A 25,070-nucleotide genomic window follows, 5' to 3' on the forward strand; every position below is an offset into this window, starting at 1 on the left:
GCGGGCCGCTATTCGTGCCGCAGCGCCTCGATGGGGTTGAGCAGCGAGGCGCGCCGCGCGGGGTAGAGGCCGAAGAAGACGCCGACCAGCCCGCTCACCCCCACCGCCAGCGCCACCGTCTCCCACCGCACCAGGGTCGGCCAGCCGGCGACATGCGACACGGCGGCGGCCGAGCCGATGCCGAGCGCCACCCCGACCGCGGCGCCGAGCAGCGACAGGGCGGTCGACTCGATCAGGAACTGGGCCAGGATGTCGCGCCGCCGGGCTCCGACCGCCAGCCGCAGCCCGATCTCCCGCGTGCGCTCGGTGACCGACACCAGCATGATGTTCATGATGCCGATGCCGCCCACCAGCAGCGACACCGCCGCCACCGCGGCCAGCAGGGTGGACAGCGCGCGGGCCGAGGCGTCGCGGGTGGCCCCCACCTCGCTCAGGTCGCGCATCCAGAAGTCGTTCTCCTGCCCCGCCGCCAGCCGGTGGCGTTGGCGCAGCAGACCGCGGATCTGCTCCTGCGCCTCCACCATGTCGGCGCCGTCCTCCATCTTCACGGTGATCTGGTGGACGAAGCGGCTGTTGGTCTTCGCCATGCCGGGGATGTTGCGCTTGGCGGTGTAGAGCGGGACATAGACCACATCGTCCTGATCGTTGCCGCTGGCGTTCTGCCCCTTCTCCGCCAGCACGCCGATCACCGTCAGCGGCGTGGAGAAGACACGCACCGTCTGGCCCACCGGGTCGCCGCCGCCGAACAGGTTGCGCACCACCGTGCGGCCCAGAAGCACCACCTTGTTGGCCTGGGCCACGTCCTCCTTGGTGATGGCGCGGCCCTCGGCGATGGTCCAGTCGCGCGCTTCCAGGAACTCCGGCGTGATGCCGAACAGGGTGGTGCCCCAGTTCTGGTTGCCGGCCACCACCTGGAGCCACCAGCGCACCAGTGGCGTGGCGATCACGGCACCCGGCACCTCCCGCGCGATGGCGGCCGCGTCCTCCTCCACCAGCGTGGCGGCGCTGCCGGCGCCGAGCCGCACGCCGCCGCGCACCACGCTGCCCTGCCCCACCAGGATCAGGTTGCCGCCGAGGCTGGCGATCTGGCGCAGCACCTGCTCGCGGGCACCGGTGCCCACCGCCACCATGGCGATCACCGCGGCCACCCCGATGACGATGCCCAGCATGGTCAAGGCCGTGCGCATGGGGTTGCCGCGCAGCGAGCCGAGCGCGGTGCGCAGCGCGTCGAGCGGGCTCACGGGCTGGCCTCCTGCGGCACCTGCCGGCGGTCCTCGTTCAGGTGGCCGTCGCGGAACAGCAGCACCCGCCCGGCGAAGGCCGCCACCTCCGGCTCGTGGGTCACCAGCACCACGGTGATGCCGGTGCGGTTGAGGCGCTGGAACAGCGCCATGATCTCCAGCGTGGTGCGGCTGTCCAGCGCGCCGGTCGGCTCGTCGGCCAGCAGCAGCGGCGGCCGGTTGACCAGCGCGCGGGCGATGGCGACGCGCTGCTGCTGGCCGCCGGAGAGCTGCGAGGGCCGGTGGTGCGCCCGTTCCTCCAGCCCCACCGCGATCAGCGCCGCCTCGGCCCGCGACGCGCGCTCGGCCCGCAGGACCGCGCGGTTGTAGACCATGGGCAGCTCCACGTTGGCGCGGGCCGTCAGCCGCGGCAGCAGGTTGAAGGACTGGAAGACGAAGCCGATCCGACGGCTGCGCACGGCGGCCAGCGCGTCGGCGTCGAGGTCCCCCACCTCCTCCCCGTCCAGCCGGTAACGGCCGCCGTCGGGCCGGTCCAGGCAGCCCAGCAGGTTCATGAAGGTGGATTTGCCGGAGCCCGACGGCCCCATGACGGCCACGAACTCCCCCCGGCCGATCTCCGCCGACACACCGTCGAGCGCCCGCACCCGATGCGGGCCCATGGCGTAGACGCGGGTCAACCGCTCCACCGCGATCAGCGGGTCAGAATCCAAGCCGCGTCCCCTGGCGCTGGTCGGCGCGGTCGGCGGCGACGCCGACGATCACCTCCTGCCCGGCGCTCAGGCCGCCGACCACTTCGGTGAAGCTGCCGTCACCGATGCCGAGCCGCACCGGCACCGGCACGGCGGCCCCCTGCGCGCCGGCGATCCACACCGTGCGCCCGGCGTCGGGGTTGCGCTTGTCGGACGTACGGCGGTCGGGGCCTGTGCCTCCCGGCGCCGGCGGGCGGAAGCGCAGGGCGGCGTTGGGGATCTTGAGCGCGCTCGGCCGCTCGTCCACCACGATGCGCAGGTTGGCGGTCATCCCCGGCAGCAGCCGCATCTCCGGATTCTCCACGCTGATCACGACGATGTAGCTGACGACGTTCTGCTCCTCCTTCGGCGCCAGCCGCACCTGGGCGACGCGGCCGGTGAAGCTGTCGTCGGGGTAGGCGTTCACGGTGAAGCTGACCGGCAACCCGTCGCGCACCCGGCCGATGTCCGCCTCGTCGATGTTGGCGAGCACCTCCATCTGGCGGAGGTCCTGCACGATCGTGAAGAGCTTGGGCGATTGCAGGCTGGCCGCCACCGTCTGGCCGATGCTGACGGCGCGGTCCACCACCACCCCGTCGATGGGTGCCCGGATGGTCGAGCGGTTCACGTCGACCTGCACGAGCTGGAGCGCGGCCTGCTTCTGCTCCACTTGCGACGCGGCCACGCTGACCTGCGCCTCCGCCACCTGGAGCGAGGCTTCGGCGGCGGTGATACCGGCGTCGGCCTTCTGGCGCAGGGCGCGGGCGGATTCGAGCTGGGCGCGGGCGGAGCGGGCCGCCGTATCCGCCTTCTCCAGGTCGGCGGTCGCCACCACACCGCGGCCGCGCAGCGCCTCGCGCCGGGTCAGGTCACGATCGGCTTCGACGACGGCGAGTTGGGCGCGGGCCACCTGCGCCACCGCGTCCGCCGCCGTGGCGCGGGCGGTCGCCACGTCGGCCCGCGCCTTGTCCAGCAGGGCGCGCTGCATGGTCAGCGTGGCTTCCGCCGAATCCAGGTCGGCCCGCCCCTGGCCCAGCCGGGCGTCGAGCTGGTCGCCGTTCAGACGCGCCAGGATCTGCCCCTTGGTCACCGGGCTGTTGAAGTCCGCCCGCAGCTCGGCGATCTGGCCGGAGAGCTGGGAGCCCACCTCCACCGTCACCAGCGCGTTCAAGGTTCCGGTCGCGGAGATGGCGCTGACCAGCGGCCCCTCCTCCACCCGCGCCAGCCGGTAGGGGGGCGGCGGCTCCGCCTGCGCCATCACCAGAAAGAACCACGCCCCCGCCCCACCCAGCAGGACCGCCAGTGCCGTCAGTGCCAATCGCCGTGCCATGGTGGAGCTGTTTCCGTTCCGCGCCTCATCCGTACCGATGATAGCGCAGAATTAGGGCGAACCCCGGGCCAAGGAAGGGGGGTGTGCGCTTGTCACCACTTACTTTGCGGTGCCGAACAGCGGGTGCACCACGCGGTCGCCGGGGCGGATGCCCAGGCGCGCGCTCAAGCCGCCGTTGATCTCCAGCACGCCGAGGATCGGGCCGGCGGAACGGATGCCGTCGAGCGAATGGGGGGTGGCGCGCTCATGGATGTTGACGATGCGGCCGTCCGCGCCGATGAACAGCATGTCCAGCGGGATCAGCGTGTTCTTCATCCAGAAGGTGGCGAACTGCGGCTGATCGTAGGTGAAGAGCATGCCGGCCTCCGGCGCCATCTTCTCCCGGAACATCAGCCCCTGCGCCTGCTGCGCGGGCGTCTGCGCGACTTCGACGGTGAAACGGAACTTGCCGCCACCCGCGGTCTCGACGGTGAGCTGCGACTTGCCGAAGCTCTCCAGCGCCGCGGCCGGTCCGGCGAACGATGCGAACCCGAGGACGAGAACCAGAAACACCCGCGCGATCATGACCGCCCCTGCGCTTGCGACGAACGGTGCCGACCTTGCCCCGTTCAGGGGGCCGAGTCCAGTTCGTCGGGCACGGCGAAGCCCCGCGGCGGCTGACCCGAGGCGTGGATCGTCCACATGGTCTCGAACGCCCTCTCCAGCGCGCGGGCGAAGCGGTCGGTGTCGAACAGGGCCGACGACGAACGGCCGGCGGCCAGCCGTGCCTTCAGCGCGGCCACCTTGTCGGGAGATCGGGCGAGCCGCAGCGCCGCGGCTTCGTATTCGGCCAGGGAGCCGCAGACAAGCTCCGGCAGCCCCGCGGCGTCCAGCAGACTGGCCGCCACCCGCGCCGCAAAGCCCTCCCCCCGCACGGTCAGCAGCGGCAGGCCGGCCCACAGCGCGTCGCTGGCGGTGGTGTGGGCGTTGTAGGGAAGGGTGTCGAGGAACAGGTCGGCGAGCCCGTGGCGGCCGAGATGCTCCGGCAGGGGCGCCTTGGGAGCGAAGACGAGGCGCGCCGGATCGACACCGCGCGCGGCGGCCTCCCGCCGCAGGTTCGCCGCCGCCTCCGGATGGCTCTCCAGCAGCCACAGGACGCTGCCGGGAATCGCGTGCAGAAGCCGCATCCAGACAGCGAACAGGTCCGGCGTGATCTTGTAGGCGGTGTTGAAGCACGCGGCGACGAACCCATCCGCCGGCAGGCCGCAGTCGGCGCGCGTCGGCCGGTCGGCAATCGCGCGGCGGCGGTCGTTGGGCTGGTAGACCCGCGGCAGATGGACGATGCGCTCGCAGTAGTGCGGCTGCTGGTCGAACGGCGCCACCACCGGATCGGCGATGACGTAGTCGATGAAGGGCGCGCCCATCGTGCCGGGATAGCCCAGCCACTGCGCCTGCACCGGAGCCGGCCGCAAGGCCATGATCTCCAGTCTGGCGCCCTGGGTGTGGCCCTTCAGGTCGACCAGCACGTCGATGCCATCAGCCGCGATCCGCCGGGCGGCGTCGGCGTGCGACAGGGCCGCCACATCCATGAAGCGGTCGAACCCCGCGGCCAGCCGACGCCGCATCGGGCCGCCGTCGTCCGGGCCGTAGGAGATGCCCGTCACATGGACCCGGCCGCGGTCGTGCCGCTCGATCAGTTCCGCGATCAGCACCGCCGTCGCGTGCTCATGGTAATCGGCGGACAGGTAGCCGACGCGCAGTCGCCCGTCCGCCGCCAGGGTCCGCCGTCCCTCCTGCAGGGCCGGCGCGCGCGAGGCGCTCCGCGTCCGCCACGCGCTGTAGCGCTCGGCGCAGGCGCGCTCCTGCGCCGGCCCCGCCCCCTCGCTGAGGAAGATCCAGGGCTGCACCTGTTGGCTGGCGCCGCGCCGGACCAGATCGCGGAGTGCTGCCGACCGCTCCGCCAGCCCGTCCCAGCGGGCGAGATGGCGCCGCTGCTGGACGAGCTGGGCCAGCACACCGCCCGCATCCGGAAGACCGAGCACCAGCGCCCGCTCGAAGGCAGGAATGGAGCCGGGGGCGTCGCCGGACTCCTTCAGCGCCAAAGCCAGATTGGCGTGGGACTCCGCGACACCCGGCGCAAGGGCGATGGCGGTGCGGAACGCGGCGGTGGCCTCGCGCAGCCGCCCGCCGTCGCGCAGCACCGCGCCGAGGTTGAGGCGCGCCGCCAGCAGGGCGGGGTCGGTGCGCACGGCGGCGCGCAGTGCCCTTTCCGCCTCCGCCAGCCGGCCGAGATCCTTCAGCACCGCACCGGCGTTGGCGTTGGCCGCGGCGAAGGACGGCATCAACCGCGCCGCCTCCACGTAGCAGGCCGCGGCCTCCGCCAGCCGGCCGCAGCCGTGCAGCAGGACACCGAGGTTGAAATGGATGCCGCCGAAGCGGGGCAGCCAGCGCAGCGCCGCCCGGTGCTCGGCCTCCGCCTCCTCCAGCCGGCCGGCGCGCCGCAGCCCTTCCGCGCGGTTGGAGCGGGCGACCGCCTCCTCCGGCGTGCCCTTGCACCCGAGCGCGTCAAGCGCCCGGAACAGGCCGGCGAGCGCCGCCGCATTCTCCGGATCGCGGACCAGCGTCCGCCGGTGGGCGTCGATCGCGGCGCGGTGGGCGGCGGCCTCGCTCACGGCCTATTTCCGAACCCAGGCCCCGTTGGCAAAGACATACTGGCCGGCGGGGGTGCGGCCGATCAGCTCCTTCCCGGCGATGGCCTGCACCGCCTGGAGCGAGGTGCCGTTGGCCTTCGCCATCTCACCATAGCGGGCGAGGCGGGCGGCGTTCACCCGCTCGGCCAGGGCGGCGGCCGAGGCGGGGGCGCCGGGCACCGCGCCCACCAGCCCGTCCGGACGCTCGCCCACATGGCCGGCCTGCTTGGCGTTGGCCAGCTCGTCCTGCGCCAGCGCTGGCAGGGTGGGAAGCGCCGCGACGGTCAGCAGCGCCGCGGTGGCGGTCAGGAACTCGCGGCGGTTCATTTCCCCGCTCCCTTGGTTGGCAGGCCGAACAGGGCCGGATCGTCCTGGATCACCTTCTCCAGATCGCGCTCCAGCTTCACGCGCACCTCCTGCTCGATGCGGATGTTCAGGTTGATCTCGATGGGTTTTTCGGGCGCTTCCAGCTTCACCGTCGGCGCGCAGGCGGCGAACAGGGGCAGCATCAGCGCCGTCACAAGGGGGAATCGTATGGTCATGGGGGTTTCAGTCCGAACTCCGTCATGCGGTCGCGAACCGCCTCGGGGATGCGGTACGCATCGATGCTCTGGCGCAGAATCCGGTCGAGCGCGCCCGACAGGTTTAGATTAAGCTTGACCGGATGACCATCGTAGAAATCGGGGTTGGCGCCCTGCAGCGACAGCCCGACCACCAGTTCCCCGCCCGCGGTGCCGTTCACCGTCAGGCGAAGCTCCTGGTAACGGAAATCGGTCAGCGCCCCGCGCAGCAGGTCGGTGGCGCTGCCCGGCTCGCCCGCCAGGAAGGAGGGAGGCTCGGCCGGGTCGTAGCGCACGGCGCCGGGGGCCGAGGACTCCAGCACCCCGTTGTCGATGCGCACACTGCCGCCGTCGATGCGCACCGGAAGCTGCCCGCGCAGCCGGCCGGTCGCGTCCAGCCCGTCCACCGCCGCCAGGGCCAGGAGCTGGGCGAAGTCGATGCCCTCGGCCTCCAGCTCCACCAGCCCCTTGGGCGCCTGCGGTGACAGGGCGAAGGGCTTGGCGCGCAGCACGCCGCCGGCCCAGCGCCACTCCGCCCGCTCCACGGCGACCCGCCCGTCGCGGCCATAGCCGAAACGCAGCGTGCCGTCGGTCAGCGGGATGCCGACGTCCAGCAGCGACACCGCCAGCGTCTGCCCGGCGGGGGCGACCGGCGGCAGCAGACTGGACAGCCGCACCGTGCCGTTGACCCCGACCACCGACACCGGCCCGACCGAGGCCGCGACCCCGTCCAGCAGCACCTCGGCGGAGGAGGTCGGCGCCCCCTCCCCCCAGTCGATGCGTCCCTTGGCCGCCACGCCGCCCGCGGTCGCGGCGACGGTGCCGGTCAGCACCGGAAAGGCCTTCTCGAGTGTGCCGCCGTCCGCAGCGAAGGCCAGTTTCGGCAGGCGCAGGTCCGCGTGGCCCTTGCCCGTCGCCGTGTCGTGGGTCCCCTCCGCCGTCACCCGCAGCGGCCCGGTGCCGGTGGCGGAAAAGGCCACCGGCTGTCCGGCCAGCCATGCGGCCTTGGCCGTCACCCCCAGTGGCGCCACGGCCGCCGGCCGCGCCGTGTGCCGCACCGTCGCCGACGCGGCCAGATCGATGCGCTGATCGCTCCCCGTGAGCGTCAGCGCCACGTCCGTCGCCTCGACCGCCGCGGCGGGAACCGCCAGCCGCGGCACATCGGCCAGCGCGCGGAGCGCAATGGACTCGGCGCTCCCCGGCGTCCAGATGGCCAACGGCCCGCCCGCCGCCGCGCGCAGGCACAGCCCGTCGGGCAGGGCGATGCCCTGCCCCGCCACCGCCAGCCCCGTCGCCCGCAGGGTCAGGCACCCGTCCGGCACTGCCCGCACCGCGAAGCCGTCCATTCGCAGCGCGACCGCGCCGGCCAGAGACAGGCGCCCCGCCGCCGGCCCGATCAGCGGGGCCAGGGCCGCAAGATCCTGCTCGGCCGCCGGCAGTTCCAGACGCGCGTCGAAGCCGGGGCCGTTGCCGGTGCCGGTCAGCCGGAAGGGCTGCGACAGGCTGCCGGCGCCGGTGTCCACATGAACCGCCGCATCCTCGACCGTCAGCTCGTCCACGGGAATGGCGGGAAGACCGGTCGTTCCGCCGGTCGTTGCGGTATCGCCGCCCGTCGCCGACGGCAACCCCGGAATCCCGAGCGCGCCACCGTCGCTCAGCCGAAGCCGCAGGTCGACACCGCGGAGCGCCACCAGGTCCAGCCGCCCAGCCATCAGCCCGGACGCGGACCAGCCCAGCACCACGGACTCCGCCTTGCCCGCGGGCCCGAGACCGAGACCGAGCGACGCGTCCACCCCGTCGAGGTCCAGCCGTCGCACGACGACCGCGGCCTCCGGAAAACCAGCGGCGCGCAACGCCTGTGTCGCCACGGCGCCGGCGATGCGCTCGCGCGCGAGCACCGCTCCCCCCGCCGCTCCGGCCAGCACCAGGACCCCGCCGATCAACCACCGCCTTGCGCGCACCCGTCCCCCTCGTCCCTGCCCTGCCCAGCCCTTCCCGGCGATGAACACGCCGCCGGCACAGTATAGTCCGCGATTGGGGCGGGGTTGCGACAACGGGCACCATCCCGCCGCCGCCCGCCTTTGCGTCCGACCGGCGTTTCCCCTATGGTCCCGGCCTGGACATCGGGACATCGGAGAAGACTTCATGTTGCGTGTGTCACGCATCCTGCTGGCGGCCTTGGTCGCCGCGTTCATCTGGCATGGGGAGGCAAAGGCCTTGGATCCGGAAAACACCCTCTATCTCGACCTGAAGGACGGCCGCGTGGTGATCGAGCTGCGCCCCGACCTCGCCCCCGGCCACGTCGCCCGCATCAAGGAGCTGGCGCGCGAAGGCTTCTACAACGGCGTCGTCTTCCACCGCGTCATCGACGGCTTCATGGCGCAGACCGGCGACCCGACCGGCACCGGCACCGGCGGCTCCGGCAAGAAGCTGAAGGCCGAGTTCTCGCGCGAGCCGCATGTCCGCGGCACCCTGTCGATGGCCCGCACCAACGACCCGAACAGCGCCGACAGCCAGTTCTTCATCGTCTTCGCGCCGGCGAACTACCTGGACGGCAAGTACACCGTGTGGGGCAAGGTCGTCGAGGGCATGGAATTCGTCGACATGATCAAGAAGGGCGACTCCAACCGCAACGGTTCGGTGTCGAACCCCGACAAGATCATCAAGATGCAGGTCGCCGCCGACGCCAAGTAAGGCGCCGCCGTCGCCGGCAATCCCGCGCCCGGACCCGGCCACATCCGGCCGGGCGCGGTGTCAGCTGATCGCGGCGGAGAAGGCGCGCAGCAGGTCCAGCATGGATTGCGGCCGGTCGTGCTGGCGCATGGCGAGGCCGGACATCAGCACCTTCTCGAACGCCGGCGGCACCTTGGCCCCCAGATTGGCAGGCCGTGGAATGGTGTCGCTGAGGAAACGCGACGTCGCGTCGGGCGGCGCCTTGCCGGTCACCGCGCAGTAGATCGTCGCGCACATGGCGTAGACGTCGGTCCACGGCCCCTGCTTGGCGTCCTGCGAATACTGCTCCGGCGGGGCGTAGCCGGGCTTCAGGATGACGGTGAGCTGGGCACCCTGCCCGGCGGCCTGTCGGGCGGCGCCGAAATCCAGCAGCTTGCGTTCCCCCGACTCGGTGATGAAGATGTTGTCGGGGCTGACGTCGCGGTGGATCAGCCCGGCCTCGTGCACCGCCTGCAAGGCCTTCATGATCGGCGCCAGCAGCCCCAGCGCGCGGCGTCCATCGACCGCGCCGCCGTTGTCGGCGATGAAGCGCTTCAGCGTCTTTCCCTGCAGCAATTCCATGATGATGTAGGCGGTGCCGTTCTCCTCGAAGAAGTCCTGGACGACCACGATCTCCTTGATGGTCCTGAGGCGGGCCAGCATGCGCGCCTCGTCCATGAATTTCTCCAGCCCGAGACGGAACGCCTCCTCGTGCACGTCGGAGAAGGCGGCCACCCGCGTGCCGCCGGGCAGGCGCGAGATGAGGTTGGACGGGTAGAATTCCTTGACCGCCACCTTCACATGCAGCCGGTCGTCCCAGCCCAGATAGGTGGCGCCGAATCCGCCCTGCCCGATCAGCCGCCCGATGCGGAAACGATCGTGCAGCAGGGCACCGGGCGGCAGATGAATGCCGGACCGGCTGTCGCTCTGGCCCGGCCAGCCGCAGGATGCGCAGGTGGTGGCGCCGCCCTTGTCCGCGAAGCAGTTCGGGCAGCGGTCCTCGCCCCCGCCGCGGCGCGGCGCCACCGGTGGCGCCGCGATCATCATGGTCGAGGCTATGCGGGTACCGCCCGCCGGTATCGGCAGTCTCGGCGGGGCGGACGGTGGCGGGACGCGCGGCATGGCCAGCGGTGCGGCGACGGTCGTGGCTGTGGGGACGGTGGCACCGCCCGCCGGCTTGCGCGCTGCCGGCACGGTCGGAACCGGAATGGCCGCACCGCCCCCCGATCCGCCGCCCATCTGGTGGAGCTGGCCCAGCAGCTCGGACAGCCGGCGGATCTCCATCTGCACGAACTCGTTGCCGGCCTCCTGCGCGAGCTCGGCCTGGAAGCCGGGCTGCCGCACCGTCTCCATGATGTATTGCCGCACCGGCGGCAGCCCGCCCTGCTCGGTCAGCAGGCCGGAGCAGGCGAGTTCCGCCAGCCGCAGGGCGCGGCGCCGGTGCAACGGTTCAGCTTGCCGCAGGCGGGCGAGCAGGCGCCCCTGCCGCGCCAACCCGTCGAACAGCGTCGCCAGCCGCCCGGCGAGCTTCATGGAGGACTCCGGCGGCAGCGCGCTGGCACGGATGGCGGCCGCGGCCCCATCGATGAGGTTGCGCAGGCGCCCGACTTCGGCGGTGCCGAGCAGCGTCCCCTCGACCAGCATCTCGTTCGCCAGGGCGCCGTTGGCGGTGTCAACGATCTCCTGCATGTGGCGCTCGGCCGCCTGCGTCCGCGAAACAGCGGCCAGATAGTGCAGGCGAGTGAACAGGTCGTTCAGCGATTCGGCCAGCCCGACGATCGACCGGCGGAAGGCGCTGGCACCGCCCTGCTCGAGCCGGCGCGAATACCGGATCGTCAACGCCTCCGCCATGCCCTCGCCGCCGACGACGCACTCGGGCCGCAGCAGCAGCCCGGCCAGGGTCTTCAGCGACTCGGCCTCCTCCATCGGCGTGCCGCGGACCAGCGGGTGTGGCGCGCGCAGGGCGCGCCGCGTGCGGTCGAGCACCGCCGCCCGCGTCTGTGGCAGCAGCCCCTTGCGGCAGAGCGCGTTCAGCGACGACAGCCGGTTCGGCCCGCCGGCGGTGGCGGTGGCCGTGTCGCACAGGAATTGCGTGCAGAGCTGGGCCAGCACCGCGCCCGGCGCCTGGGCGGCGTTGCCGAACAGCTCCTGCAGGACCGGGCCGAAGCCGAGAAGGTCGGCCAGCACCTCGTCGCCGACGGCGATCAGCCGCTCGTCCCGGTCGGCGCGCAGCAGCTCGATGGTGTGCTCCAGCTTGGCCGGCCAGACCCGCAGCTCCGCCAGTTCCGTGGCGATGGCGACGCGCAGGTCGTAGCGCGCGTCGCCGGTCGGGCACTTTCCGGGAGCCGCCGCGAGCACCGCGTCCACCGTGCCTTGCAGCCGCGGCAGCGACGCGAAGGCCAGCTGCGCTTCCCGCGCGCGGGTGGTGGTACGGTTCAGCGCGTCCTGCAGGGTGGCGCGGCGTGTCTTCTGGTCCTGCCCCGGAAAGCGCGCCTGGATGGTGGCGACGCGGGTCAGGGCGGTGTCCAGCACCGTTCCCTGCTCCAGCAGGGACTTCATGAACTTGGCGTTGTGGATCAGCTCGAACGGTGTGACGCACAGCGGTTCGAGCCAGGTGCGGAGCGCCATGCCGATGACCACCCGCGCCGGTCCGGCGTGGTAGTCGGCCAGGTCGTGACACAATTCCGCCTCGTCGAGCACGGCCGCGATGGCCGGGGCGGTGGCGGTGGACGGCTTTTTCTGCAAGGCTCCCGTCTCCACATCGCGCGCGCCGGTGCACCGCCGGCCGGCGCCGCGAGACGACCATCGTCGCGGCGCGACCGTAAATTTCAGGTATACACCCGTCCGAAAGAATCATCGAAAACGGTTTCGTACGCGGGTGCAACATGCGATATGGGCGGCTTGCCCGAGACCGGACGACCGGAGACGATCGCCGACGATGCAGAACCATCCGGACATCCTGAACCTGACCGCCGGCCCGCTCACCTGCGCGCTGTGCCCGCGCGTCGGCGGTTCCATCGCCCGGCTGGTCCTCGACACCGCCGCGGGACCGGTGGATCTCCTGCGCCCGACGCCCGACCGGGCGCTCCCCGAAGGCTCGTTTGGCGGCGGGACCGCCGACCAGTTCGCCAGCTTTCCGCTGGTGCCCTTCTCCAACCGCATCGCGCAGGGGCGTTTCACCTTCGACGGGCGGCCGGTGCGGCTTCCCTGCCCGCCCCCGCACGCGCCGCACGCCATCCACGGCCACGGCTGGGCGGCGCCCTGGCGGCTGGACGCGGCGGACGGACGGTCGGCGCGGCTGGTCTATTCCCACCCGGCCGACAGCTGGCCCTGGCGCTACACGGCGGTGCAGACGCTCGCCCTCGATCCGGAGGGGCTGAGCGTCGGGATGGAGATGACGAACGACAGCGACGCGCCGATGCCGGCCGGGCTCGGCGTGCATCCCTATTTCCCCAAGCCGCCGGGGACGCGGCTCACCGCGCGCGCGGGCTCGGTCTGGCTGAACGGGCCGACCATCCTGCCGGAACGCCGGGCGCCGGTCCCGCCGGAGTGGGACTTCTCCACCGGGGCCACCATGGACGGGGTGGTGATCGACAATGGCTTTCCCGGCTGGGACGGCACCGCCGTCGTATCCTGGCCCGACCGCGGGCTGGCGCTGACGATGCGTGCCGATCCGCTGTTCCGGCATCTGATCGTCTACGCCCCGCCCGGCGGCGATTTCATGTGCGTGGAGCCGGTGTCGCACATGACCGACGCCGTGAACCGGAGGGATGTCCCCGACTCCGGCTTCACCGTGCTCGCCCCGGGCGAACGGCTGGCAGGGAGTGTCCGGCTGTCCGTCCGGCCGCTCGCGTGATGGCGGGTGTCATAGAAAGTAAGATGAGTACCGTCGCCGCCTGTTGCTCATCCACGATGACGGGGATGGGAGCGGGAGTCCGGATGTGACGGGGGACGAGGGGAATCGGGACGGCCGGCAGGCGACGGCAGCGGTCGAGGACGATGTCTTCATCACCGCGGTGGAGATGAACCGCGTCCCCATGGTGCTGACCGACCCGGCCCTGCCCGACAACCCGATGATCTTCGCCAACCAGGCCTACTTCGACCTGACCGGCTACCGGGCGGAGGAGGTGTACGGGCGCAACTGCCGCTTCATGCAGGGACCCAAGACCGACCCCGCCACGGTGCGCACCATCCGCGACGCGGTGCGGGCGCACCGGCCGGTGTCGGTGGAGATCCTGAACCACAAGCGCGACGGCACACCCTTCTGGAACGCGCTGTTCATCGGCCCGATCTTCGGGCGCGAGGGGTCTCTGCGCTACTTCTTCGCGTCGGTCTTCGACATCACGCCGCGCCGGATCGAGGACCGGGCCCTGCGCCAGGCGCAGAAGATGGAAGCCGTCGGCCAGCTCACCGCCGGGCTCGCGCATGACTTCAACAATCTGCTGCAAATCGTTGCCGGCAATCTGGAAACCGCGATGGAGGAGATGAAGGACAACGCCCGCGGCCGGCGCGCGCTGGAAAACGCCAGCCTCGCCGTCCGCCAGGGTGCCCGCCTCACCCAGCAGCTCCTGACCTTTGCCCGCAAGCAACGGCTGGAGCCGCGGCCGGTCGACCTCAACGCGCTTCTGATGGAATGCCGCGACATCCTCGTCCGCACGCTGGGGACGCGCGCCCTGCTGGAATTCCGGCTCGATCCGCGCGCGGCCACCTGTCTGGTCGATCCGGTCTATCTGGAGATGGCGCTCCTGAACGTCCTGATGAACGCGCGCGACGCCATGCCGGACGGCGGACGGGTCGTGGTCGCGACGGGATCCTGGGGCGAATCGCCCGGTGCGGCGGCGGTGGAGCGGCGCGATTTCGTCGCCGTCTCCGTGGCGGACGACGGCGGCGGCATGCCGTCGGATGTGCTGCAGCACGCCACCGAGCCCTTCTTCACCACCAAGCCCCCCGGCCAGGGCACCGGGCTCGGTCTCGCCATGGTGCACGGCTTCGTCCAGCAGTCGCACGGGCGGCTGGACATCGAGAGCGAACCCGGCAAGGGGACCGTCGTGCGCCTGCTGCTGCCGGCCGCCGCCTCCACCCGGCCCGAGGAGGCCCAGGAAGAGGCGCCGCTCGTCCTTGCGGTCGATGACAGCGAGGACATCCGCACGCTGGTGGAACTGCACCTCTCCGCGCTCGGCTACCGCGTTGTGCTGGCGGCGAGCGGCGAGGAGGCGCTGGACGTGCTGGATCGGACGCCGGCCGTGCGGCTGCTGTTCACCGACCTTGCCATGCCCGGCGGCATGAACGGACTCACCCTGATCCGCCGGGCCAAGGAGCGCCGGCCGGATCTGGCGGTGCTGATGACCACCGCCTACGCCGACGATTTCGTGACGGAGGAGGATGAGGGCCTTCCCGCCAACCTCCTGGTCAAGCCCTTCCGCCGCGTCGATCTGGCCGACCGGGTGCGGGCGGCGCTCGGGGACGGGTCGGTCTAGGCCCCGTCCCTGCCGCGCGCCGGTCGCTCCTTGAGCGACCGGGCCGGCGCGCCGAATCGACGGGAGATCGCCCGCGAGAGCGCGGAGGCGCTTTCGTAGCCCACCTCCCGTGCCACCAGCTTCAACGGCTTGCCCTCCGTGATCAGCTCGCGCGCCAGCGTCAGCCGCCACTGGGTCAAATACTCGCCGGGGGTCAGCCCCACCACGGTGCGGAAGGTGTTGGCGAACACGGTGCGCGACATCCCCGCCTCGTCGGCAAGCCGTTCCAGGCTCCAGGCAGCGTTCGGCGTCCCGTGCATCGCGGTCAGGGGGCGGGCGAGGCCGGGATGCGCCAAGCCCGCCAGCAGCCCGGCCTGTGTCGCGCCGGTCTCGATCAGATGGCGCAGCAGCTTGACCACCAGCACCTCGCACAGGCGGTCCAGGATGGTCTGGCGCCCGCAGCGCGGCTGGAACGCCTCCTCCAGCAGAAGGGTGACGAGGCCGCTGAAGCTTTCGCCCTCCAGGGGAAGCACGATCACGGACGGAAGAGCAAGGCCGAGCGGGCTCCGCTCCACGGTCAGGTCTATGTCGGCGGACAGCAGGTCGGCCACGGCGTCTTCGGAATCCGCTTCAAGCCGATGGGGTAGTGCGCGGGAAAAGAACAACAATCCGGGGCTGGACAGGGAAAAGACATCGCCGCGCGGCCCCACCACCCTGGTCCGGCCGGTCCGCAGGATGTGCAGTTGCCCGCCATGGTCGGGAATCACCGGCTCCATCGGCAACAGGACGGACCCGGCGGCGACGACCCGCGCCTTGACGCGGAACCGCTCCAGAAGGGTGGAGAGCCGGTCGATCCGTGGGCGGTCGATCCGTGGCTCGTCACCCGGTCGATGAGAGGACGGCATTCGTACGTTCAGCAATCAATGGCGGACGAATTGCATCTCTGAGTACGGCATTCTGCGATGGATGTCGAGGCCGAGGCACGGCCCACCCTCACGACCACAAGGAACACCGACCATGCTCATGCCACGCCAGCCGGTTCCCGCCCTGAGCGTCAAGACGCTCACGAACGGCCGCTTCGATCTCTCCGCCGAGCAGCCGGAACGGTTTGCGTTGGTGGCCTTCTACCGCGGGCTTCACTGCCCGATCTGCGCGCTCCATCTTGGAGAGTTGGAACGGCTCGTCGGCGAGTTCGCCGCCCGCGGCGTGACCACGATCGCCGTCAGCTCCGACGACCGGGACCGTACCGCGGCGATGGCGGAGAAGATCACGGCGACGTCGCTGCGGTTCGGTTACGGACTGCCGCTTCCGGTCGCGCGGCAGTGGGGACTCTATGTTTCCGCCAGCCGCGGCAAGACCTCGATCGGCATCGAGGAGCCCGCCCTGTTCTCCGAGCCGGGCGTCTTCCTGGTGCGGCCCGACGGCACCCTCTACTACGGATCGGTCCAGACCATGCCCTTCGCCCGGCCGCACTTCTCGGAGTTGCTGAAGGCGATCGACTTCGCGATCGCGAACAATTATCCCGCGCGCGGCGAGGTCGGCGAGTTGGCGTGAGGGCCGGCTGCGTGGTGGAGCGCGCCGTCAGCGGGCATCCAGCATCGCGGTGAGCCGCTCCGCCACCGCGCGCGGGCTGACGGGCTTCGCCAGATAGCCGGTCCTGGCGTTCTCCTGATGGGCGTTGCCGCTTTCGCCCAGCCAGCCGCTGACCACCAGCACCGGCATATCCGGCCATCGCTCACGCAGGCGGCTCAGAAGTTCCATGCCGTTCATGCCGGGCATGCGCAGGTCGGTGACCACGGCGGCGGCGGGATCGGTGTCCTGCACCGCCAGGGCATCGACCCCGCTGTGGCAGACGGTGACGCGGAATCCCCGCTCCCTCAGCGCATCCTCGAACAGAATCGCGACAAGGAATTCATCATCGACAACCAGGACATGCGGGACCCCGTCGGGGCCCCCAATCTGCGATACCAAAACGACTCTCCCGTCACTTCGGCCTTTGCCGCGGCGGAGACGGCGTGACAAGAGTTCGTTCACTAGTCCACCCACGCCGCGCGCGCAACCCGACGCGGCGATGTACGACGAGTGGATTAGCCGAAACGTCTATTCCGGGAAGGCCTCGACGCAGGTCTTGACCTGCTTCTGGAACTCCTGGTCCGTGCGGTAGCGCGCCAGCACGGACTTGTCACGCTGGAGCAGGAACATCACCGTGCCGCGTGTCGGCAGCGCCCGCGGTGCCGGCTTGTCCAACAGCTCGCCGTTCCAGTCGATGCGGGCGTTGAAGTAGCTGGCACGCGAGTACAGCATGAACAACTTGTTCTCCGGCGCCAATTTCTCCCGCCTCAACAAAGCATAATAATAGTAATTTTTCCCATGGAAATAATTATTATAGATCGCTTGCAGTGCTCCGAATCGTTCGTCGGGACTGGTTATTTTCTTGATCTGCATCTCCATGCGAAAACCGGCGAAAAGATACTCCCTCGCCTCATTCTCGAAGGAGAAGGCGGAGCCTTTGATAAGGGACATCTGCTCCGCGTATTTCTTGATGATCCGGCTCATCAGCAGTTCGAGGAAACGCCGCTCCGGCCCCAGCGCGTCGGGAAGCTGCGGGATCATGTCCAGCACATGCCGCAAATGATAGGGGTGGCGCACGATGATCATCGTCACCGCCTGCCCGTTCCGCTTCAGTTTGGCGCGCTGCTCCGCCGACAGCGTCACCGACGGCGAGACCGACGCCAGGACCGACGCCACCGTGTCCTGCACCTTCCACCGCATCCGGGTCTGCGCCGATTGGGCGCCGATGTTGAAGCGTGCCAGCCAACGCCGCATGCGGTTGCCGAACTTCTCCCGCGGCAACTTGTGGGTCGGCAGGTCGGGAACGACCAGCGCATTGCCCAGCACGTCGGCCGACGGCGGCAGCGGGTTGAAGTTGAAGTACTTTCCGGTGACCACCCCGCGCGGGCCGTCGTCGCCCGCCCCGCCGGCGCGTGCGCCCGAACCCTGCTGAGCGGAGGACAAGAGAACCATAGGCCGTCGAGCAACCCTGTGCCGGCGGTCGGCCGCCATCGTCAGACCCTGCCCGGCACGGCGGAACAGTACCGGACTCCGATGGCCATGGTCCAGCGCGGGACGATGCGGCATTGCAACATGCCGGTGACGCCGCCGCCGCGACCGGGGCGTCGCGAGCGGACTGACAGGCGCGATGGACGGTGTTAACGTGCATGTTTGGGGAATGTTGCGGCGCAACAGGAAGGGATGCGGGTGAGGCGATGGCGATCCATGTGGCGTTGAATCACAAGACCACTTACCACTACGACCGGCTGGTGTCGCTGGGGCCGCAGATCGTCCGGCTGCGTCCGGCGCCGCACTGCCGCACACCGATCCTGAGCTACTCCCTGAAGGTGACGCCGCGCCAGCACTTCCTCAACTGGCAGCAGGACCCGCAGTCGAACTATCAGGCGCGATTCGTTTTTCCGGAGAAGACCAGCGAGTTCACGGTGGAGGTCGACCTCGTCGCCGAGATCGCCTCGATCAACCCCTTCGACTTCTTTCTGGAGGAGAAGGCGACCAAGGCACCGTTCGAGTACGAGCCCTGGCTGATCCGCGAGCTGCGTCCCTATCTGGAGGTGGAGGAGCCGGGGCCGCTGCTGCGGGCCTATCTGGAAGGGGTGCCGACCGAGCCGTTGCCGACCATCGACTTTCTGGTCGCTGTCAACCAGCGGCTCCAGCAGGACATCGGCTATGTGATCCGGCTGGAACCGGGCATCCAGACCTGCGAGGAGACGCTGGCCAACCGCACCGGCTCCTGCCGCGACTCGGCGTGGCTGCTGGTGCAGCTCTTCCGCCATCGCGGTCTCGCGGCGCGTTTCGTCTCCGGCTATCTGATCCAGCTCACCGCCGACCAGAAGGCGCTGGACGGCCCGTCGGGGCCGGAGGCCGACTTCACCGACCTGCACGCCTGGACCGAGGTGTTCCTGCCCGGTGCCGGCTGGGTGGGCCTCGACCCGACCTCCGGCCTGCTGGCCGGCGAGGGGCACATCCCGCTGGCCTGCACGCCCGACGCCACCTCCGCCGCCCCGATCTCCGGTCTGGTGGACGAGTGCGAGGTGGAGTTCGGGCACGCGATGTCGGTGACCCGCATCTACGAGGCGCCGCGCGTCACCAAGCCCTACACCCTCGCGCAATGGTCGTCGATCGAGGCGCTGGGTCATCGGATCGACGAAGATTTGACGGCGGGTGATGTCCGTCTGACCATGGGCGGTGAGCCGACCTTCGTGTCCATCGACGACATGGACGGGGCGGAATGGAACACGGCCGCGGTCGGTCCCACCAAGCGGCGCCTGTCCTCCGACCTGATCCACCGGCTGATGCGACGGTTCGCCCCGGGCGGCCTGCTGCATTACGGCCAGGGCAAATGGTACCCGGGCGAGTCGCTGCCGCGCTGGGCGATGACCGCCTACTGGCGCAAGGACGGTGAGGCGCTGTGGGCCAACAGCGACCTGCTGGGCCGCGACGACAAGGATTACGGCTTCACCGCGACCGACGCCGGCACCTTCCTGGTGTCGCTGGCGACGCGGCTGGGCATCGACGGCTCGCTGGTGCTGGCCGCCTACGAGGACCCCTGGCACTACCTGCGCAAGGAGGCCGAGCTCCCCATCAACGTCGATCCTTTCGACAGCAAGCTGGAGGACAAGGAGGAGCGCGAGCGTCTGTCGCGCGTCTTCACCCGCGGGCTGAAGACCCCGGTCGGCTTCGCCCTGCCGATCAACCGGCAGGTGACGCAGAAGGGTCCGGTGTGGCTGTCCAGCCCGTGGCCGCTGCGCCAGGAGAAGCTGCTGCTGATCCCCGGCGACAGCCCGGTCGGCTTCCGGCTGCCGCTGGGCTCCCTGCCCTGGACGGCGGCGGCCGACTACCCCTACCAGTGGGAGGTCGATCCGTTCGAGGAGCGCCAGCCGCTGCCGCCCAACCAAGTGCCGTTGCGCCAGCAGCGCGCCCACGACGGCATCAAGCCGGCCCCGCGGGACATGCTGCACCAGCGCGCCATGGCCGAGGTGCGGGCCGAGATGCCGGAGCACGGCAAGTCGGCGTGGTGGATCGTGCGCACCGCCCTGACCTGCGAGGCGCGCAACGGCAAGCTCTACCTCTTCCTGCCGCCGATGAACACGCTGGAAGACTTCGTGGAGATGATCAGCGCCATCGAGGCGACGGCGGTCGAGCTGGACATGCCCGTGCTGATCGAAGGCTACAAGCCGCCGAACGACCCGCGCCTCAACCAGCTCGCCGTCACCCCCGACCCCGGCGTGATCGAGGTCAACATCCACCCGGCCAAGAACTGGGACGAACTGGTCCGCAACACCGAGGATCTGTACGAGGAGGCGCGCCAGTGCCGCCTCGGCACCGAGAAGTTCATGCTGGACGGCCGCCACTGCGGCACCGGCGGCGGCAACCATGTCGTGCTGGGGGCGGCGACGCCGACCGACAGCCCCTTCCTGCGCCGGCCGGACCTGCTGCGCAGCATGCTCACCTACTGGCAGAACCACCCGGCCCTGTCCTACTACTTCGCCGGCATGTTCATCGGCCCGACCAGCCAGGCGCCGCGCGTCGATGAGGCGCGCGACGACGGGCTGTACGAGCTGGAGATCGCCTTCGCGAAGCTGGACGAGGCGGCGGCCAACGGCACCGCCTGGCCGTGGCTGGTCGACCGTGTCCTGCGCAACCTGCTGGTCGACATCACCGGCAACACCCACCGCGCCGAGTTCTGCATCGACAAGCTCTACTCGCCGGACCAGTCCAGCGGCCGGCTGGGGCTGCTGGAGTTCCGCGCCTTCGAGATGCCGCCGCACGCGCAGATGAGCCTGACCCAGCAGCTGCTGATGCGGGCGCTGGTCGCACGCTTCTGGAAGGAGCCCTACCGCGGCCGGCTGCAGCGCTGGGGAACGGAGCTGCACGACCGCTTCATGCTGCCCTACTTCGTCCATCATGACATGATCGACGTGCTCGACGACCTGAGGGCGCACGGCTACCCCTTCGAGGACCAGTGGTTCGCCCCGCACTACAACTTCCGCTTTCCGGTCTACGGCCATGTCAGCCAGCGCGGCATCACGCTGGAACTGCGCATGGCGCTGGAGCCGTGGAACGTGCTGGGCGAGGAACCGGGCGGCGGCGGCACCGTGCGCTATGTCGACAGCTCGGTGGAGCGGGTGCAGGTCCGCGTCACCGGCCTGACCGAAGGGCGCTACGTCATCACCTGCAAGGGCCGGCGTGTGCCGCTGATCCCCACCGACGTCGAGGGGGAGTTCGTCGGCGGCGTGCGCTACCGCGCCTGGCAGCCGCCCTCCTGCCTGCATCCGACCATCCCCGTGCACACGCCGCTGGTGTTCGACATCGTCGACACCTGGGCGGGCCGGTCGATCGGCGGCTGCACCTACCACGTCATGCACCCCGGCGGGCGCAACTTCGAGACCTTCCCGGTCAACGCCAACGAGGCGGAGGGCCGCCGCCTCGCCCGCTTCTTCCCCTTCGGCCACACCCCCGGCCCGATGGACATCCCGGTCGAGGAGCGCAACCCGCAATTCCCGATGACGCTGGATCTGCGGCGCGGGGGTTGAGGATTGTTCTCCCTCCCCCGCTGGCCCAGCGGGGGAGGGTCGGGGTGGTGGCGGAGTGAGGATCGGCTCGTGGCCGATGGTCGCACCCGCGGAACAGGATCATCCACGGGCGGTGTTGCATCGTTACAAGGTATGGGATCGGAACGACATATCCCATACCGAAGGCGCAATCGGCCTGTTGCTATAACCTTGCATACAGGCTGGTGGCCGTTCACACTCGTGGCTCACCGCACCCGGTGGGTGCCGATGCAACGCCTTTGCCACTGATATCAGGACGTGTCCAGCCTCGACACCCCAACACCGGATCACGCGGACGCCTCGTCCAAGCTGATTCAGGGTTCGCTGTTCGGCGAAGCCGACGCGATCGGTTACGGGCTGGGCCCCATCTATGATGAGATGGTGACCGGTCAGGGCCGGTTGCGGCCGCATTGGCAGACCTTCATGGGCACGCTGGGTCCGCTCGACCCGGAGATCATGGCCGAACGGTGGGAGGAGGCGCGCCGCCTGCTCCACCAGAACGGCGTCACCTACAACATCTACGGCGACCCGCAGGGGATGGAGCGGCCCTGGCCGCTCGACATGATCCCGCTGCTGATCCCGTCGCACGAATGGCGCGCCATCGAATCAGGGCTGGTGCAGCGCGCGATGCTGCTCAACGCGGTGCTCGCCGACCTCTACGGACCGCAGACCCTGATCCGCGACGGCCGGCTGCCGCCCGCGGTGATCTGCGCCGACCCCGGCTTCCGCCGGGAGGTGCACGGGGTTCGTGTGCCCGGCGACATGTTCCTGCATTTCTACGCGGTTGATCTGGCCCGTGCGCCCGACGGGCGCTGGTGGGTGCTGTCCGACCGCACGCAGGCACCGAGCGGCAGCGGCTACGCGCTGGAAAACCGCGCGGTGATGGCGAAGGTGCTGCCGGACAGCTTCCGCCATTGCCACGTCGAGCGGCTCGCCCCCTTCTTCAACGCCTTCAAGGACACGCTGCGGGCGCTGGCCCCGCGCCGCGAGAACCCGCGCATCGTCCTGCTGACGCCCGGCCCCTACAACGAGACGTATTTCGAGCACGTCTACCTCGCGCGTCATCTCGGCATCACGCTGGTGGAGGGGGCCGATCTCACCGTGCGCGACCGGCAGGTCTTCCTGAAGACCCTGTCGGGGCTGGAGCCGGTGGACGTCATCCTGCGCCGGGTCGACGACGATTTCTGCGACCCGCTGCAACTGCGCGCCGAAAGCACGCTGGGCGTGCCGGGGCTGGTGCAGGCGGTGCGGGCGGGCACGGTGGTGGTGGCCAACGCCCTCGGCAGCGGGCTGATGGAGTCGATGTCCTTCAAGTCCTTCCTGCCCACCCTCTGCCGCCACCTGCTGGGGGAGGAATTGCGGCTGCCCTGCGTGGCGAGCTGGTGGTGCGGGGCTGATTCGGAGCGGAGCTATGTGCTCGACCATCTGGACGGGCTGGTGATCAAGCCGGCCTTCCCGTCCCGCTCCTTCGAGCCGATCTTCGGCGCCGATCTCTCCACCGCGGAGCGCCGCGAACTGGTCGAGAAGATCCGCCGCCGGCCGTGGGACCGGGTGGGGCAGGAGCGGCTGTCGCTGTCCACCGCGCCGGTCTGGCAGGGCGGGCGGCTGCAGCCGCGGCCGCTGGTGCTGCGCGTCTTCCTCTGCGCCACCGCCGACGGGCGCTACGCGGTGATGCCGGGCGGTCTGACCCGGGTGTCGACCGAGCCGGGCAAGCTCGTCGTCTCCATGCAGCGGGGCGGCGGCAGCAAGGACACCTGGGTGCTTGCCGCCCGCCGCATCGAGAGCAGCACGCCCGCCGTGCGCACGACCAGCTTCGGAGAGCTGCGGGCGGCGGAGTTCCGCTCCGCCGCCACCGACCTGCCGAGCCGTGTCGCCGACGGGCTGTTCTGGCTCGGCCGCTACGCCGAGCGGTCGGAAGGGGCGGTGCGGCTGCTGCGCGGCGCCTACACACGTCTGACCGACGGCAACATGCCCGGTGCCAGCGACGAACTGCGCCCGCTGCTGCGGCTGATGGCGTGGATCGGCATGATCCCGTGGGACCTTGCCAAGATGGGTGGAATCGGGTCCGGCCGCGCGTTGCGCACGGCGCTCCAGACCTCCGTCTTCGACGCCGAGCACCCGAACAGCCTGCGCTCCAACGTCATCCGGCTGCACCGCACCGCCTACTCCGTGCGCGACCGGCTGTCGCTCGACCTCTGGCGCGTCATCTCCTCGGTGGAGCGGCAGAGCGTGCAGCCGCGCGGCCGGGTGGACGCGGCCAGCATGCTGCTGCGGCTGGATGACGTGATGACCAGCCTCGCCGCCATGGCCGGGCTGGAGCAGGAAAGCATGACGCGCAGCCATGGCTGGCGCTTCCTCGACTTCGGCCGCCGCGCGGAGCGCGCCATCCACATCGTCTCCGTGATGCGCGGCGTGCGCATCGCCGAGACCGAGCGGATGGCGGAGATCGAACAGACCGCGGCGCTGGAGGTGCTGCTGGAGCTGGGCGAAAGCTTCATGACCTACCGGGAGCGTCATCTGGCGGCGCTGCAGCTCGCCCCGGTGCTGGAGCTGCTGCTGGTGGACGACAGCAACCCGCGGGCACTTGCCTTCCAACTCCAGGCGATGGAGCGCCACCTGCGCGCCCTGCCCCGCTCCGCCAGCCCCGGCCACGACGACCCGACCGATGCGGCGTTGCGCATCATCCACGCCGCGATGTCGTCGCTGCGGGTGGAGACGGTGGGCCACGCCGCCACCCTCGCCACGGTGATCGACCAGCTCGCGTCGTCGCTGCCGGAGGTGTCGAACCTGTTGGCCCACGCCTATTTCAGCCATGCCTTCGCCCGACCGGCGTGACGAGGCGGCCCTTCCGGCCGGAGTCCCCATGCGCTACCGCTGCCGCCACACGACCCGTTACGACTATGGCGAGGACGTCCCCGCCTCCCACCACATCGTGCATCTGACGGCGCGGGAGCACCCGCTCCAGCGCTGCCGCCGCAACCTGTTGACCGTCGAGCCCGGTGGCAATGTGGTGCGGGCCGACCAGCTCGACTATTTCGGCAACCCCATCACCTATCTGGCCGTGCAGGAGCCGCACCGCCATCTCGTCATCACCACCGAGAGCGAGATGGAGGTGTTCCCGTCACCGCCCATCGACGCCGAGTCCACCCCGGCGTGGGAGCGGCTGCGCGATGTTGTGCGCACCGGCATGCCGGTGCCGAACGACGGCGGCGAGATCCTGCAATACGCCTTCGACAGTACGCTGGTGCCGACCGGTCCGGAGCTGGCCGCCTACGCCGCCCCGTCCTTCACGCCGGAATTGCCGGTGGCGCTGGGCGCCATCGACCTCATGCGGCGGATCCACCGGGACTTCACCTTCGACCCGCACGCCACCACGGTGGCGACCCCGTTGCGCCAGGTGCTGGCGAACCGCCGCGGCGTCTGCCAGGACTTCGCCCACGTGATCGTGGGTGCCCTGCGTTCCCTCGGGCTGCCGGCGCGCTACGTCTCCGGCTACCTGCGCACGCTGCCGCCGCCGGGACGGCCCCGGCTGATCGGTGCGGACATGAGCCACGCCTGGGGCTCGGTCTGGTGCGGCAGCGACCAGTGGCTCGACCTCTGTCCGACCAACGGCCGCGTGACCGACGAGGACTTCATCACCGTGGCCTGGGGCCGCGACTACGACGACGTCAGCCCGGTCCGCGGCGTCATCCACGGCGGCGCCGGCCATGGCCTGTCGGTGGAGGTCGATGTGGAGCCTCTGGACGACTGA

At 70.5% G+C, this 25,070-nt stretch carries 19 protein-coding genes; 7 read left to right on the forward strand and 12 right to left on the reverse strand.

Going from position 1 to position 25,070, the window contains the following annotated elements; all coding sequences use genetic code 11:
• Positions 1 to 8: 8 nt before the first annotated feature.
• From HL658_RS06330 to HL658_RS06365, 8 genes are all read right to left on the reverse strand, one after another.
• The gene (locus tag HL658_RS06330) at positions 9 to 1,241 is read right to left on the reverse strand and encodes an ABC transporter permease (protein ID WP_180281073.1); all 1,233 of its coding nucleotides are present in this window, start codon (positions 1,239 to 1,241) and stop codon (positions 9 to 11) included.
• Positions 1,238 to 1,951 (reverse strand): ABC transporter ATP-binding protein, encoded by a 714-nt coding sequence (locus tag HL658_RS06335; protein ID WP_281378691.1) that lies wholly within the window; start codon positions 1,949 to 1,951, stop codon positions 1,238 to 1,240. The genes HL658_RS06330 and HL658_RS06335 overlap by 4 nt, the downstream gene beginning before the upstream one ends.
• Positions 1,941 to 3,299, reverse strand: coding sequence for an efflux RND transporter periplasmic adaptor subunit (locus HL658_RS06340; protein WP_180281074.1), 1,359 nt, complete (start codon positions 3,297 to 3,299; stop codon positions 1,941 to 1,943). Before HL658_RS06340 ends, HL658_RS06335 begins: the two co-directional genes overlap by 11 nt.
• Before the next feature lie 99 nt (positions 3,300 to 3,398).
• On the reverse strand, positions 3,399 to 3,863 hold the full coding sequence (locus HL658_RS06345) for a DUF192 domain-containing protein (RefSeq protein ID WP_180281075.1): 465 nt from the start codon (positions 3,861 to 3,863) through the stop codon (positions 3,399 to 3,401).
• A 44-nt stretch (positions 3,864 to 3,907) separates the two neighbouring features.
• The gene (locus HL658_RS06350; protein WP_343055024.1) at positions 3,908 to 5,950 is read right to left on the reverse strand and encodes an O-linked N-acetylglucosamine transferase, SPINDLY family protein; all 2,043 of its coding nucleotides are present in this window, start codon (positions 5,948 to 5,950) and stop codon (positions 3,908 to 3,910) included.
• Positions 5,951 to 5,953: 3 nt separating this feature from the next.
• A complete protein-coding gene (locus HL658_RS06355; RefSeq protein WP_180281076.1) occupies positions 5,954 to 6,295 on the reverse strand; it encodes a YdbL family probable chaperone protein in 342 nt (113 codons plus the stop codon).
• Complete coding sequence (locus HL658_RS06360) at positions 6,292 to 6,510, reverse strand: YnbE family lipoprotein (protein ID WP_180281077.1); 219 nt, start codon at positions 6,508 to 6,510, stop codon at positions 6,292 to 6,294. The genes HL658_RS06355 and HL658_RS06360 overlap by 4 nt, the downstream gene beginning before the upstream one ends.
• Positions 6,507 to 8,471, reverse strand: a complete 1,965-nt coding sequence (locus tag HL658_RS06365) for an intermembrane phospholipid transport YdbH family protein (RefSeq protein WP_246337346.1) — start codon at positions 8,469 to 8,471, stop codon at positions 6,507 to 6,509. The genes HL658_RS06360 and HL658_RS06365 overlap by 4 nt, the downstream gene beginning before the upstream one ends.
• A gap of 202 nt (positions 8,472 to 8,673) precedes the next feature.
• Between HL658_RS06365 and HL658_RS06370 the strand changes: the two genes are divergently transcribed.
• Positions 8,674 to 9,222 (forward strand): peptidylprolyl isomerase, encoded by a 549-nt coding sequence (locus HL658_RS06370; RefSeq protein ID WP_180281078.1) that lies wholly within the window; start codon positions 8,674 to 8,676, stop codon positions 9,220 to 9,222.
• Positions 9,223 to 9,282: 60 nt separating this feature from the next.
• Here HL658_RS06370 and HL658_RS06375 read toward each other — a convergent pair whose 3' ends face one another.
• On the reverse strand, positions 9,283 to 11,985 hold the full coding sequence (locus HL658_RS06375; RefSeq protein WP_246337347.1) for a serine/threonine-protein kinase: 2,703 nt from the start codon (positions 11,983 to 11,985) through the stop codon (positions 9,283 to 9,285).
• 193 nt (positions 11,986 to 12,178) lie between these two features.
• On the opposite strand from HL658_RS06375, the gene HL658_RS06380 reads away from it, so the two are divergent.
• Both HL658_RS06380 and HL658_RS06385 read left to right on the forward strand, forming a co-directional pair.
• On the forward strand, positions 12,179 to 13,096 hold the full coding sequence (locus HL658_RS06380; protein ID WP_180281079.1) for an aldose 1-epimerase: 918 nt from the start codon (positions 12,179 to 12,181) through the stop codon (positions 13,094 to 13,096).
• Between the two features lie 85 nt (positions 13,097 to 13,181).
• Positions 13,182 to 14,717, forward strand: a complete 1,536-nt coding sequence (locus tag HL658_RS06385; RefSeq protein WP_180281080.1) for an ATP-binding protein — start codon at positions 13,182 to 13,184, stop codon at positions 14,715 to 14,717.
• On the opposite strand, the gene HL658_RS06390 is transcribed toward HL658_RS06385, so the two are convergent.
• Complete coding sequence (locus HL658_RS06390; RefSeq protein WP_180281081.1) at positions 14,714 to 15,601, reverse strand: helix-turn-helix transcriptional regulator; 888 nt, start codon at positions 15,599 to 15,601, stop codon at positions 14,714 to 14,716. The two genes, HL658_RS06385 and HL658_RS06390, sit on opposite strands and share 4 nt — an antisense overlap.
• Positions 15,602 to 15,713: 112 nt before the next feature.
• On the opposite strand from HL658_RS06390, the gene HL658_RS06395 reads away from it, so the two are divergent.
• On the forward strand, positions 15,714 to 16,250 hold the full coding sequence (locus HL658_RS06395; RefSeq protein ID WP_180281082.1) for a peroxiredoxin-like family protein: 537 nt from the start codon (positions 15,714 to 15,716) through the stop codon (positions 16,248 to 16,250).
• Between the two features lie 27 nt (positions 16,251 to 16,277).
• Here HL658_RS06395 and HL658_RS06400 read toward each other — a convergent pair whose 3' ends face one another.
• Both HL658_RS06400 and HL658_RS06405 read right to left on the reverse strand, forming a co-directional pair.
• Positions 16,278 to 16,667, reverse strand: a complete 390-nt coding sequence (locus tag HL658_RS06400; RefSeq protein WP_180281083.1) for a response regulator — start codon at positions 16,665 to 16,667, stop codon at positions 16,278 to 16,280.
• A gap of 129 nt (positions 16,668 to 16,796) precedes the next feature.
• Positions 16,797 to 17,759, reverse strand: a complete 963-nt coding sequence (locus HL658_RS06405) for a hypothetical protein (RefSeq protein WP_246337348.1) — start codon at positions 17,757 to 17,759, stop codon at positions 16,797 to 16,799.
• A gap of 203 nt (positions 17,760 to 17,962) precedes the next feature.
• On the opposite strand from HL658_RS06405, the gene HL658_RS06410 reads away from it, so the two are divergent.
• From HL658_RS06410 to HL658_RS06420, 3 genes are all read left to right on the forward strand, one after another.
• Positions 17,963 to 21,301, forward strand: coding sequence for a transglutaminase family protein (locus HL658_RS06410; RefSeq protein ID WP_180281084.1), 3,339 nt, complete (start codon positions 17,963 to 17,965; stop codon positions 21,299 to 21,301).
• Between the two features lie 276 nt (positions 21,302 to 21,577).
• Entirely contained in the window at positions 21,578 to 24,154 is a 2,577-nt protein-coding gene (locus tag HL658_RS06415) for a circularly permuted type 2 ATP-grasp protein (RefSeq protein ID WP_343055025.1), read from the forward strand.
• A 28-nt stretch (positions 24,155 to 24,182) separates the two neighbouring features.
• Positions 24,183 to 25,070 carry a transglutaminase family protein gene (locus HL658_RS06420; protein WP_246337349.1) on the forward strand — a complete coding sequence of 296 codons (888 nt, stop codon included), beginning with the start codon at positions 24,183 to 24,185 and terminating at the stop codon, positions 25,068 to 25,070.

Source organism: Azospirillum oleiclasticum (assembly GCF_013423485.1).
GTDB lineage: Bacteria > Pseudomonadota > Alphaproteobacteria > Azospirillales > Azospirillaceae > Azospirillum > Azospirillum oleiclasticum.